The 12,443-nt window shown below is 62.8% G+C and carries 9 protein-coding genes, 1 tRNA gene and 1 pseudogene; 8 read left to right on the plus strand and 3 right to left on the minus strand.

Annotated elements, in window-relative coordinates; genetic code table 11:
• Nucleotides 1-184: 184 nt before the first annotated feature.
• On the plus strand, nucleotides 185-1,636 hold the full coding sequence (locus MTX23_RS02590; protein WP_280975085.1) for a trehalose-6-phosphate synthase: 1,452 nt from the start codon (nucleotides 185-187) through the stop codon (nucleotides 1,634-1,636).
• Between the two features lie 1,491 nt (nucleotides 1,637-3,127).
• Nucleotides 3,128-3,217 (plus strand) — tRNA-Ser (locus tag MTX23_RS02595).
• A gap of 135 nt (nucleotides 3,218-3,352) precedes the next feature.
• Here the strand turns inward: MTX23_RS02595 and MTX23_RS02600 are convergent.
• A complete protein-coding gene (locus MTX23_RS02600; RefSeq protein WP_280975086.1) occupies nucleotides 3,353-4,255 on the minus strand; it encodes a LysR family transcriptional regulator in 903 nt (300 codons plus the stop codon).
• A 108-nt stretch (nucleotides 4,256-4,363) separates the two neighbouring features.
• Here MTX23_RS02600 and MTX23_RS02605 point away from each other — a divergent pair, with 108 nt between their 5' ends.
• The 6 genes and pseudogenes from MTX23_RS02605 to MTX23_RS02630 all read left to right on the plus strand — a co-directional run.
• On the plus strand, nucleotides 4,364-5,986 hold the full coding sequence (locus tag MTX23_RS02605; RefSeq protein WP_280975087.1) for an FAD-dependent monooxygenase: 1,623 nt from the start codon (nucleotides 4,364-4,366) through the stop codon (nucleotides 5,984-5,986).
• Between the two features lie 2 nt (nucleotides 5,987-5,988).
• Entirely contained in the window at nucleotides 5,989-6,840 is an 852-nt protein-coding gene (locus MTX23_RS02610; RefSeq protein WP_280975088.1) for an alpha/beta fold hydrolase, read from the plus strand.
• Nucleotides 6,803-8,248 carry an MFS transporter gene (locus tag MTX23_RS02615; protein ID WP_280975089.1) on the plus strand — a complete coding sequence of 482 codons (1,446 nt, stop codon included), beginning with the start codon at nucleotides 6,803-6,805 and terminating at the stop codon, nucleotides 8,246-8,248. Before MTX23_RS02610 ends, MTX23_RS02615 begins: the two co-directional genes overlap by 38 nt.
• Before the next feature lie 13 nt (nucleotides 8,249-8,261).
• The gene (locus MTX23_RS02620; RefSeq protein WP_280975090.1) at nucleotides 8,262-9,449 is read left to right on the plus strand and encodes a Xaa-Pro peptidase family protein; all 1,188 of its coding nucleotides are present in this window, start codon (nucleotides 8,262-8,264) and stop codon (nucleotides 9,447-9,449) included.
• A gap of 17 nt (nucleotides 9,450-9,466) precedes the next feature.
• Nucleotides 9,467-9,718, plus strand: a complete 252-nt coding sequence (locus MTX23_RS02625) for a hypothetical protein (protein WP_280975091.1) — start codon at nucleotides 9,467-9,469, stop codon at nucleotides 9,716-9,718.
• A 250-nt stretch (nucleotides 9,719-9,968) separates the two neighbouring features.
• Nucleotides 9,969-10,599, plus strand: a pseudogene (locus MTX23_RS02630) (aliphatic amidase); the annotation flags it as partial.
• 413 nt (nucleotides 10,600-11,012) lie between these two features.
• On the opposite strand, the gene MTX23_RS02635 reads toward MTX23_RS02630, so the two are convergent.
• Together MTX23_RS02635 and MTX23_RS02640 are read right to left on the minus strand one after the other, a co-directional pair.
• A complete protein-coding gene (locus MTX23_RS02635) occupies nucleotides 11,013-11,747 on the minus strand; it encodes a DUF4396 domain-containing protein (protein WP_280975092.1) in 735 nt (244 codons plus the stop codon).
• A 139-nt stretch (nucleotides 11,748-11,886) separates the two neighbouring features.
• Nucleotides 11,887-12,435, minus strand: a complete 549-nt coding sequence (locus tag MTX23_RS02640) for a hypothetical protein (protein ID WP_280975093.1) — start codon at nucleotides 12,433-12,435, stop codon at nucleotides 11,887-11,889.
• Nucleotides 12,436-12,443: the final 8 nt, after the last annotated feature.

The following is a 12,443-nucleotide window of genomic DNA, read 5'->3' on the forward strand; positions in this document are numbered from 1 at the left end:
CTCCGAATCGAATGCGGTGCTTTTGCGTCGCGGGCGCCACCTCGCGCGCAATTTTCTTTTCGCGAGTTCCCGCGAGTTCCGTGCGCGTTCGCCAGAATTTGGTTTCATTTGGGAGATTCCTTGATGAGGAACCATCTTGATGAATGGTTGTTAATACGCGAGTTGACCAACAGGAGGGAACCGGGTGAACCTCGTCGTCGTTTCGAACCGCGTGGCGCGCGGAAAACCCAATGAACCCATGACGGGGGGGCTGGCTGCGGCACTATTGCCGGTGGTGGAAAAGACAGGGGCGATATGGGTTGGTTCCAGCGGCCGCGTCCGCGACGGGAGCTTGAAGGAGCCATTTGCGGAGGTCGAAGCGCTCGGCGCCGGCGCGCTGGCGATGCTCGACCTGCCGGCCGCGCATTACGGCGGCTATTACGAAGGATTCGCCAATTCGGCGCTGTGGCCGGCGCTGCATTCACGTGCCGATCTGATCCGCGCGTCGCGAGACGATTATGCGAGCTATCGCGAGGTGAACGCCTTTATGGCGCGCGCGCTGCTGCGATTCCGCAAACCCGATTCCGTGTTCTGGATCCAGGATTATCATTTCCTCGCGCTCGGCGCCGAGCTGCGCGATCTCGGCGTGACACAGCCGATCGGCTTCTTCCTGCACACGCCGTGGCCCACGCGCGCGGTGATCTCCGGCGTGCCGAACCATCGCGAGCTGGTCGAGGCGATGCTCGCCTATGACTTGATCGGCTTCCAGACCGAGGAAGATTGCGAGAACTTCCTTGCCTATGTGCGGGACGACCTCGACCTCGCGGTCCGTGACGGCGTCGTCACCTCGTCGTTCGGTCGCGCGCGCGCCGCGGTGTTCCCGATCGGCATCGATCCCGAGAGGTTCGCGCAGCAGGCCGCCAAGGCGATGACGCATCCCGACGTGACGCGGCTGCGGCGCAGTCTCAATGGCGAGAAGCTCGCGATCGGCGTCGACCGGCTTGACTACTCCAAGGGGCTCGGCAATCGCATCAAGGCGTTCGACAAGATGTGGATGCTCTATCCGCACCTCAAGCGACGGGTGTCGTTGCTGCAGATCGCAACGCCCTCGCGCGGCGTGATCGAGGCCTACGGCAATTTGCAGAGCGAGATCGCCAGGCTGGTCACCGACGTCAACGGCGCGCATGGTGAGGTGGACTGGACGCCGATCCGCTATCTCAACAAGGGATTTGGCCAGAGCGTGCTCGCAGGGCTCTATCGCACCGCGCAGGTCGGCGTGGTGACGCCGCTGCAGGACGGCATGAACCTCGTCGCCAAGGAATATGTCGCCGCCCAAAACCCGGCCGATCCGGGCGTGCTGGTGCTGTCGAAATTTGCCGGCGCCGCCAACGAGCTCGACGCCGCGCTCCTGGTCAACCCGCATGACATCGACGGCATGGCGCGCACCATCGCTTCCGCGCTGGTGATGCCGCTGACCGAACGGCGGACGCGCTGGGAAGCGATGATGACGAAGCTCAACACCCACACCATCCAGCAGTGGTTCGCCGACTTCATCGACGCGCTGCAGAGCACGCATGATTCGGGCGACACCGCGCTGCCCGAGCCGCCGACCGTTTGGCCGCGCCGCGCATCGGATGTCGCGGCGCGGTATCACTGAGCGACCTGCTATCCTCGCTGGACGGCAGGCCGCAATCACACTCGCCAACGCCGACGGAACGGAGTGTCCATCGTCTCTCGCGCAACGGCTTCGCTGCTGCCGCTGAGAGGCGCAGAACGCGCGTCGCGACGCATGCTGAGATAAGGCTGGCGGCAATCGCGAAGGCGCTGCGCTCCCTCTCCCGCTTGCGGGGGAGGGCTGGGTTGGGGGCTCTCTGCGAGTCGCATTGTGGAGAGAACCCCCACCCGTATCGCATCGAAGATGCGATACGACCTCCCGCGCAAGCGGGAGAGGTGCAGCCAGCAAGACCGATTTAGCCGTACTTCATCCCGCCGGAAGAGGCATGCACGCGCCGCCCGTGGCCGTCTGCTTCGGGGCGGCCGCGTTGCAGCCTCGCCGTCATGATGGCGGGTTCGTACCCGATTCACATATCAAACAGCCTGGCCGCGCTGTCATCACCCGCGCATGCGGGTGATCCAGCATTCCAGAGACGCCAGTGCTTGAGTCGAGAGGCCGCAGCGTACTGGGATGCCCCCGATGCGCGGGGTATGACAAGTGGGGATGCACATCCGCATTCTCGCGGCACGATTTGCCCGAGTTCTACCGTTCGTTTCGCCCTCTCAATCCGCAGAGGGCGCAGGGAAAGCCGGGTGCCGATCGCACCCATGGGTCCCGTGCAAATGGAAAGCACGGGAGGTAGGACCACAGGTGAAACCGGAAACACTCCGGCTTTCCCTGCGCGATGGGTTACGGCTTACTTCGTGCTCTCCCCGGCGAGACTTGGCTTTTTGTCACCGTCTTCGCGAAGACGCGCTTTGCATCTTGCGAGGAGACACCTGCCACTGGGGCGTCGAGACCACACGACTTCACCGTCCGCCTCATGCGCACTCGTCAGTTGCGCAATCCGCGTCCACCGCATCCCACACCACGTTCGTGACGATCGCGATCCGCCCCTCGTGTCGGGTGAGACGAGGCGGATCATAGACTGAGTTGCGTTTCTGTAAAACAGAAATATTTCTTGCGTGGGCTCTTGCGCCGTCGGGCAAATCAGTGATTGGCCCGTTAGGAAGCCACCGGCGATAGGGAGCCTGAGCAACGTGCTCGCCTCACCATCATTCCGGGGCGACGCGTAGCGTCGAGCCCGGAATCCATTCGTCCATGGAGCGTATGGCCCGATCGATTCTCAGATGCGCAGTTGCGCATCATAGGTCTCGGGGGGCTTGGTCATCGAGCCGCGCCTTGCGCGGACCTTGCTGGAAGACCCGAAATGACGGGCGGTCGCTGGTGAATCGTGTTGGGCACCGCCGATGATTTGCGCCGGTCTCTAACCAATCGGTGCCAAAACCTCCCGCGTCTCCCGGCCAGGGCGCCGGTAACGGCGCGGCCTCAGGCCTGAATTGTCAAGCAATTCCAGTGAGTTGTGGAAATTTCCGGCCGCGGCCCCACACTCCCTTGCAAAATCCGCCTCGTCCCTTCAAGAGAGGGCCTCCCGGAGAGATGGCCGAGTGGCTTAAGGCGCACGCTTGGAAAGCGTGTGTGCGGGAAACCGTACCGTGGGTTCGAATCCCACTCTCTCCGCCATTTGTGCGATTTTGTTCGCTACCTCACAATTTTCTACGATTTCGTACGATCGATGGGGGCGGCTCGCTCATTGAAGCTGAGGCCCGAATACGCGTAGGGCGCCTATCCGAACTGGCATGAAGGAATAGGTTTGGTTTAGCGGGATCTCGCGCGCGTCGGCATCGTCAGAATCTTGCCGTCGTCGATAAGGTTGCTGCAGATCTCCTTTAAAGCTGCAACGACTTCGCGGGTGGCGCGGGTAACGGGCCGGCCGCGCGGCAGGGCGAGGACGCGGTCGGCGCGCATCCATGGCAAGAGAGCCGCCGACAGCGTGCCTGCCGCCACTTCCTGGTGAATCCCCGAGAACGGCAACAGCCCGTAGCCAAGCCCCAGGCCCACGATCTGTTTGAACGGCGTGGTGCTCTCGACCCGCAAGGAGAACGGTACGTCTGGCGGGAACGGGTTGCGGCTGAGTGGCACGACAGCGGTCGGCAGATCGTTGACCTCCTTGCGCGTCAGCCGGCCACGCTTGAGCCTGGGATCGCGCGGCGGACCGATTAGGAAGACCGGCTCGACCACCAGCGTTTCGTAGTCGAGATGGTCATTGGGCTGCGGCGTGGTGACGATGGCGATGTCGAGTTCGGCGCGCAGCAGATGATCGCACATCGTCTCGGTCAGGCCCTCGCTCAACTCCAGCCGGACGCGGGGAAAGCGCCTCGTGAATATCTGCGCCAGCGGCGCGTAGAAGATGTCGGCGAGGCTCGACGGCGCTCCCAGCCGCACCGTGCCGCTGGGCTCGCGGTTTTCCGTGCGCACCTCCGCCTTGACGTCATCGACGGCGCCGAGCAGCCAGCGCCCGCGCGCCAACAGCACCTTGCCGGACTCGGTCACCGATACCCCGCGCGCGCCGCGCTCGAGCAACGCGCCTCCCAATTCGTGCTCGAGTTCCTTGACGTGGCGGCTGAGCGCCGACTGCGCGACGTTGAGCGCGCTGGCCGCGGCGCCGAAGCCGCCGCGTTCTGCCACCGCCACGAAATAGCGAAGCTGCCGCAGGTCCATTTTCGCCCTCCATCTCGAATCGAGATGGAGATCATAGCAAATATATTCTTGTGAGATATCAAAAACCGGGCAGTCTGCGGCCAAAGTGAAAATCGAGAGGAAACGAGAATGAACATCGCCGCGGAAGCGCCTCGCCGCACGTCGGTACTTGTCGTTGGCGGCGGACCGGTTGGCCTCGCCATGGGGCTGTTGCTCGACCGCTTCGGGATCGACGCCGTCATCGTCGAGAAGAGCCCGACAACGACAGATCATCCGAAATCGCGCGGCTGCTGGATCCGCACCATGGAGATCTTCCGGCAATGGGGGATCGAGCAGGCGATCCGCGACCGCGGGCTGCAGGATGATTCCGACATGTTCGTGCAGGTCGAAAGCATCGCCGGCCGCGAGATCAGCCGGTCGCGCCCGGAGCCCAATCTCGGGCAGACGCCGGCGTGGAAAAGCGTGGTGGCGCAGGATGCGGTGGAAGAGGAGATCTACCGGGTCATCGAGCATTCCAACCGGGTGCAGGTGCAATTCTCGACCGAATTCGTCGGCTTCGAGGAAGTCGAGGACGGTGTCATCTGCGAGATCCGCTCGGTTGAAACCGGCCGCAGCGAACATTGGCACGCCAGGTATCTGCTGGCCTGCGACGGCGCTGGCAGCCAGACGCGCCGGGCTGCCGGCATCGACATGGTGGGGCCGGCCTGCCTGTCGGTGCTGCAGAACGAATACTGGCGCGCCGATCTTTCGCGCTTTCCATTGGCGCGCGAGGCCGCCGGCTTTCAGGTCTACTCAAAAACGCCGGGCGTGCCGCCGCGCGCCGGCATTCTCAACACCAACGGCCGCGACCGCTGGCTGTCCATCATCGAGATCGGCGAGCAGAAGGACGATCGGCCGCGGCCCTGGACCGATGCCGAGATGATCGAGATCATCCGCGCCCATGTCGGCGTTCCCGATCTCGAAGTGACGTTGCTCAACCGCTCGGTCTGGCGCATGAGCAAGCAGGTCGCGGCGAGTTTTCGCAAGAGCCACGTGTTTCTCGTCGGCGATGCCGCGCATCGCTTTCCGCCGACCGGCGGTTTTGGACTCAACTCGGGCGTTCAGGACGCGCACAACCTGGCCTGGAAGCTCGTCTATGTGCTGCGCGGCTGGGCGTCGGAGAAGCTGCTCAACAGCTACGACCTCGAACGACGGCCGGTGGGACGATCGAACGCGGATTTCAGTTTTGGCAACATGATCCGCTTCCGGCGGATCGACGAAGCCGTCCGCTCCGGCAACGAGGATCACATCCGCTTCTGGGTGAACGACCTCGACAACCATTTGCACAGCATCGGCCAGGGGCTCGGCTTCACCTATGAAGAGGGCGCGGTCATTCCCGACGGCACGCCGCATGGCGGGCATCTGACCCGCGTCTACCGGCCGTCCGACCGGCCGGGCGGACGCTTTCCCCACATGTGGCTCGACATGTCGCGCAAGCGCTCGACGCTCGACTGGTTCGACAAGGAGTTTACAGTCGTTGCCGGACCGCAGGGCGAGACGTGGCTCGAGGCCGGCCGCAACGTATCGGCGAAAACCGGGCTGCAGCTCAATTTGCAGCAACTCCCCCACGCCCATCCCGCCGACGGCATTCAGATGGGACCGCGTGGCGCGGTGCTGGTGCGTCCCGACGGCCACGTCGCCTGGCGCATGCCCTACATCCCCTCCGATCCCGCGCGCGAATTGGCCGGCGCGCTCGAAACCCTGCTGCATTAGTCATGGATACAATCGAAGCCAACGGCACCACGATTGCCTTCAAGCGCAGCGGGGAGGGACCGCCGCTATTGCTTCTGCATGGCGCCGAAGCCGACCACTCGATGTTCGATGCCTTCGGCGCGCTGCTGGCGCCGCATTTCACCGTGATCGCCTACGACCAGCGCGATTCCGGCGCGACCCGTAATCCGCCGCAGCCCTACGGTCTCGAGGAACTCGCCGACGATGCTGCCGCGCTGGTCGCAGCGCTTGGCTATCGGCGCGCCCATGTGTTCGGCACCTCGCTCGGCGGGGTCATCGCGCAGGTGCTGGCCGCACGTCACACCGGGCGCATCGATCGCCTAGTGCTGTCGAGCACCTTCCGGCCCGGTGCGTCGGTGATGTCGATCAATCCGGAAGGCTTCCCGGCGTTTGTGGCGCTGCGCAACCGCATGCCGGAATCGGTCTGCGAGTTCGCAGAGTATTTTGTGCCGCCCGAGTACATCGCGGCGCATCCGGAGGTGCTAGCGATCTTCACCAGCAGCACGCGCGATGCGGAACAGAAGCAGCGCCGCGGCGCCATCCTAATGCGGCCGGTCGCGTTCGAGCCGGGCGCGATCACGGCGCCGACGCTGGTGCTGGCCGGTGGTGCCGACCGCCTGATCCCGCCGGCGCATACGCTGTCGCTGGCACGGGAGATCGCGGGCGCGAAGACCGCGACCATCGCCGGCATCGGCCACATCGGGACCATTCAAGATCCTGCCGCGGTCGCGGCGGAGGTACGGGCATTTTTGCGAGGCGACCAGACAAAACAACGACAAAGCACGGAGGAGGATGACCATGGAGACCAAAGGGGAGGATCTCGTTACGCTCTATGACGAGGCGCCGCTCAATGCCCGTTACTGGGTCAGCATGGCGCTCGCCGTCACGACAAGCATCTTTGATTTTTTCGACTTCTTCATCGTGGGCTTCCTGGTGGCGGTGCTGGCCCCGCAATGGCACCTGACGTTCGGCCAGACCTCGGTCATGCTGCTCAGCGCCGGCGTCGGCGCGATCGTTGGATCACTGGCCTGGGGTGCGCTGGCGGATCATTTCGGCCGCAAGACGTTGACGGTCACAGGCGTCGTTCTTTGCGCGATGGGCGCAGGTTCCATCTCGGTCATCCCGGACGGCGCGTGGATCCTGTTCGCGTGCCTGCGCTTCGTCGTCGGCTTCGGCGTCGGCGCTGTAGCCGCGGTCGCGCTGCCGCTGATCGTCGAATATACGCCGACGCGGCACCGCACGATCCTGACCAGCGTCACGGTGATTCCGGTTTCGCTCGGAATCCTCGCGGCGTCGCTCACGGCCGCGACGCTGTTGCAGTTGATCGGCTGGCGCGGCCTCGCGGCGCTGGGTTTCTTGCCGCTGGTTCCGGCCATTCTGATCGCGGTTGTTATGCCGGAGTCCGTGCGCTGGCTGGTATCGCGCGGGCGTCACGCCGAGGCGCGCCGCATCGTTGGCCGGGCACTAAACGTGCCGCCGGATGATTTGCCGCAGCCGGCTATCGCGCCAGCAAGCCATGTGCGGTCGCCGGCCCCGAGCTTCGCCGATCTGTTGGCCAAGCCAAAACTGTTCTGGCTCACGGTGATCGTCTGGTTCGGCGCGAGCACGGCCAATTACGGTGTGTTCCTGTGGGGGCCCACGATCGTCGCGCTGTTGATGGGCGTATCGCCGATGCAGGCCGCCCCTCTCTTCGTCTTCGTCAGCCTGACTGGCATGCTCGGCCGTACCGCGTTCTCGTTCCTGCCGCAATGGCTTGGGCGGCGACGCTGCGGTGAGATCATGGGCTATGGCACCGCGCTTTCGCTCGGCGCGGCGGCGCTGTTCTTCGACCGCATCATCTTTGGCTATCCGGCGTTCGCCGTGCTGTTGATCCCGGCTGCGTTGTTCTTCGACGGCGGTTTTTCCAACATCGCGCCGTATTCCGCCGAGATCTTTCCGGTGCGGCTAAGCGCGCGCGGCGTGGGACTGGCGCAGGCCGCCAACGGCGTCGGAAAGATTTCGGGACCGCTCTGCCTCGCGCTGATCGCCGGCGCGTCGAATCTGATCACGCCCAAGGCCACCATCGACGCCGTTACGCCGGCGTTTCTGTTCCTGGCCGCCTGCGGCCTCGCGATCGGGCTCGCCTTCAGCCTGCTTGGTATCGAAACCCATGGCAAGCCGCTGGCGCTAGAGAGCGGCGATCCGGCCGTAGCACCGCGCGAAACGGTGCCGGTGCGCGAGCACGCAACGACTCAGCAAGCATGATTGGAGCAAGGGCATGAATGTAGCGGACAGGAAGATCACAGCGCGCGCGCCGTTCGATACCGAAAAGCTCGACCGGCTGATGCACGAGGCGCGGCTCGACGCGCTGGTCGTCACGTCCCGCCACAACGTTCAGTATCTGCTCGGCGGCTATCGCTTTTTCTTCTTCGACGCGATGGAGGCGATCGGCGTCAGCCGCTATTTGCCGGTGTACGTCTATCAGCGCGGGCGTCCGGAGAACGCGCTCTATGTCGGCAACCGCATGGAAGGGTTCGAGAAGGAACTCGGCCGCATTGAGGCGCCCGCGGTCAAGACCGCTTCCTGGGGTAGCACGGACGCGATCCGTCTCGCCATCGATCACATCAAGGCGCTGGGCGCCGACGTGAAACGCGTCGGATTCGAGCCGAGTTTCCTGCCGTCCGATGCCAAGGATCTCCTGAGCAAAGAGCTCGGCGGCGCGTCGCTGGCGGACGCGCAATTCGTGCTGGAACGGCTCCGCGCGGTCAAGACCGCGGCAGAACTTGACCTGGTGCGTGAAGCTTCTGAGCGCGTGGTAGATGCGATGACGGCGACCTTCGACATCTGCGCGCCGGGCATGAGCAAGCACGATATCGTCGGTCGGCTGCGGCGCGAGGAACACGACAGGGACCTTGTGTTCGAATACTGCCTGATCGCTGTCGGCAACAGCCACAACCGCGCACCCTCCGATCAGCGCCTGAAGGCAGGCGACGTGATCTCGCTCGATTCCGGCGGCAACTATAAAGGCTATATCGGCGACCTCAGCCGCATGGGCGTGGTGGGCGAGCCCGACGCAGAATTGCACGACCTGCTGCAAGAGATCGAGGAGATCCAGCAGGTAGCGCGCGGCACGATCAGCCCCGGTGCGCGTGGCGGCGACATCATCGCCGCCGGCGAAGAGGCGGTGCGCCGGGCGCCGCATGCCGATGTGCTGGACTACACGGCGCACGGCATCGGCCTTGTCAGTCACGAGGCGCCGCGGCTCACCGGACGTGGGCCGGTGCCTTATGCGCCTTATGATGCCGATCGACCGCTGCAGCCCGGGATGGTGATCTCGGTCGAGACCGCGATGCTCCATCCTTCGCGCGGCTACATCAAGCTCGAGGATACGCTGATCGTCACTGAGGATGGCTGGGAAGCCCCCGGCGACATCGCACGCGGATGGAACATCGCGGGCAAAGCCTGAGTTTTCGAAATGGGGGCATGGCGCTCAAACGGATGTTGCCGACCAGGGATTTCTGGTCGGGAATGCTGTTTGCCGCGTTCGGGATCGCCGCTCTCGCGTTCGGCCATGACCTGCGGTTCGGTTCTGCGGCAAGCATGGGGCTGGGATTTGTGCCCCATGCGCGCGACGGCAATTTGCCTTTCGCTTGTCGCTTGATGGTGTTGTTGTCGATGATGGGCCATTGGCTGAACAGGCTTTTGCCGGCGGCGAAATCCCATTTCGGGCCGTAGCTCGAATGGTGGGTTTTGGTCTATGAAGGTCGAAAATGCTTTATCTTTCAATGGGGATTGACTGACACTCTCTCCGCCACCACACTGTTTTTCCAGCCCGGAGACATGGCTAACAGATCGTACGTAAGACATGGGTGACAACCTCGTGCCGAACGGGTTGTCGAGAGGTTGCAGGGTTTTCTGTTCCAGGTCGAAGTATCCCAAATCATGGCGCATGAAGGTCGCGAGCCAAATGCCCTCGTCGACCTCCTTGAAGCTCGGCCTGCCGGGCATGGATCTGGTGATCTTCCCGGAATATTCCACGACGGCATTATGCACGACTCCAAGGAGATGTACGAGACCGCCTCGCAGGTCCCGGGTGAAGAGACCGCCATCTTCGCCGAAGCTTGCTGCAAGGCCAGGGTCTGGGGCGTGTTCTCGCTCACCGGCAAGCGGCATGAGGAGCACCCGCACAAGGCGCCCTACAACACCCTGATCCTGTGAGATTGTTCAGAAGTACCGCAAGATCATGCCTTGGGTGCCGATCGAAGGCTGGTATCCCCGGCAATTGCACCTATGTCTCGGACGGTCCGAAGGGCCTGAAGATCAGCCTGATCATCTGCGACGACGGCAACTATCCGGAAATTTGGCGCGACTGCGCCATGAAGGGCGCCGAACTGATCGTGCGCTGCCAGGACTACATGTATCCTGCCAAGGAGCAGCAGGTGCTGATCTCCAAGGCGATGGCCTGGGCCAACAATGTCTATGTCGCCGTCGCCAATGCCGCCGGCTTCGACGGTGTCTATTCCTATTTCGGCCACTCCGCGATCATTGGCTTTGACGGCCGCACCTTGGGCGAGACCGGCGAGGAGGAATACGGCATCCAGTACGCCGCCATATCCTATTGATTCTACGATCATTTTCCGAATTTTGACGCCGGTTTCGAGCCCGTTGCGGCGCCCATCGAAAAGCGCCGGGCAGTTGCGACGCTTGCGAATTAGAGCGGGCTTAGACGCGCGCTTTTCCCCTTCGCGCCTCTATCTTTACCCATGAGATACGGCGCCCACATCAATTGGTACATTTCGATCCGATGCGCGTCGTAAAATAGGATATCAGGGCGAGCACAACGGACTCTCTGAGAGAGTGGCGGTATCAACCTGGTGTTCAAATTTTTTGCGGACGAGAAGCACATAGCGACCTGCCGCGGGTCTATTGCGGAGACGCCGCCGTGGTGGTTGTGCGTCGGTTTGTTGGCAGGCCAGCTAGTCAACGATACGCGCGACGTCACTTGCTACAGGCCATACCGGAAAGTCGATTACATCCCGCTTTTGACGCCCCACCGGATGAGCAGCCAATTCGCCGGATAGGTCGTCAAGAACCCAAAGGTCATGCCGATCTGCATCATGAACCAGAAGACGACGTTATCTGGTTTCGGGTGCCAAGGGACCAGAACAAAATATGCGAGCGCCATCCAGGCGAACATGCCGACCTCGAACGCGACAAGAGATAGCGTATCCGCCTTGACGGCATCGATCAGCGCCTCTCCCGGTGGCACATGGCGCATCGACCGGATCGGAAAATACTGGAAAGCTATTCCGAATGCGTAGGCGAAGACGAATTCCGTCACGTATTCGGCGAAAAGAACGACTCCAAACAGCGTCAGCCGGAAGCCGAACACGATCGGCGGACCCAGGATGTCACCGATCACGCAACCAGCTCCGCAATGCGTCGCCGACACGAAGATCCGCCTCCAATAGGGCCGCTCGCCCTTCATTACCGGCGCATCGGCTGCCATGGGCCGCCCCATCGCGCGATAGAACCACCATCCGACCACCGGGAAATAGAGACCGGTTACAGGCCATACGATATTCATGATCCGCATCTTCTGCGGATGGGAAGCGAGATCGAGGGAGATGATCCCGGCAGTCAGAAAGCCGAGAATGATCGTAATCCAGGACACAACACCAAGCCAGGACATGCTCAACTCTCCCGTACTGAATTCTCCTCCTTGTTGATTGAAGCAAACGAATGATTGGATGGCTCGTGCCAAGTCAACGACAGATTCTGAGCTCGCTTCCTTCAAACTTTATGATTGGGAACCTCGATCCGGATTGTCTGAAGAGCAGATTTCACTTCGAATCATGAGATTCACAGTAGCTGCCTCGGGTCCTTAGCGGCAGAAGGATGGCTTACTGCATCATGTTCCGCATCATTGCCGGCATGCCCTCATCGACGAAGCCGGTGATCTCGCGCGCGTGCGCCTTGATCAGCTCGACCATGTCGGGATCTGATGCCGTCTCGGTTATTGCGACGCCCTTTGGTGTCACCTCCAATTGCCGGCGATACCGACCGGTGTTCTGAAACAGAACCGGCACTGTTCGGCTCATCGGATATGCAAACGGCCGATCCTGATCGATCCGCGTGTACATGTCGGCGACATGCCTCTGGATGAGCGCGCCCACTTCCGGATCGTCCGATTCGGTGACGGCCCGGACACCGTCCGAGAGGACCGTTACATTGCGGCGGATTGCGGCATGGCGGCGAAAGAGCTGCATGCCGGTTCGCATCGGGCCCATCATGTCGCCCATGCCGCCTCTCATCATGCCGCCCATATGGTCTTCCATCATTCCGCCCATGCCGGGCATCATGGTCTGGGCACGGCCAAACCGGGCGAGCAGGAAGCTGATGACAGTTCCAGCGGCGGCGAGCACTCCCTTGAGCAATGACCTACGGTGCATGACCGGCA

Origin of the sequence: Bradyrhizobium sp. ISRA436 (assembly GCF_029910015.1) — a bacterium.
Classification (GTDB): Bacteria; Pseudomonadota; Alphaproteobacteria; order Rhizobiales; family Xanthobacteraceae; genus Bradyrhizobium.

Excerpts from the sequence above, each read along its gene's own strand:
- MTX23_RS02620 (WP_280975090.1), top strand. The coding sequence starts at position 8,262 with ATGAATGTAGCGGACAGGAAGATCACAGCGCGCGCGCCGTTCGATACC.
- MTX23_RS02610 (WP_280975088.1), top strand. The coding sequence starts at position 5,989 with ATGGATACAATCGAAGCCAACGGCACCACGATTGCCTTCAAGCGCAGC.
- MTX23_RS02600 (WP_280975086.1), bottom strand. The coding sequence starts at position 4,255 with ATGGACCTGCGGCAGCTTCGCTATTTCGTGGCGGTGGCAGAACGCGGC.
- MTX23_RS02625 (WP_280975091.1), top strand. The coding sequence starts at position 9,467 with ATGGCGCTCAAACGGATGTTGCCGACCAGGGATTTCTGGTCGGGAATG.
- MTX23_RS02615 (WP_280975089.1), top strand. The coding sequence starts at position 6,803 with ATGGAGACCAAAGGGGAGGATCTCGTTACGCTCTATGACGAGGCGCCG.
- MTX23_RS02640 (WP_280975093.1), bottom strand. The coding sequence starts at position 12,435 with ATGCACCGTAGGTCATTGCTCAAGGGAGTGCTCGCCGCCGCTGGAACT.
- MTX23_RS02605 (WP_280975087.1), top strand. The coding sequence starts at position 4,364 with ATGAACATCGCCGCGGAAGCGCCTCGCCGCACGTCGGTACTTGTCGTT.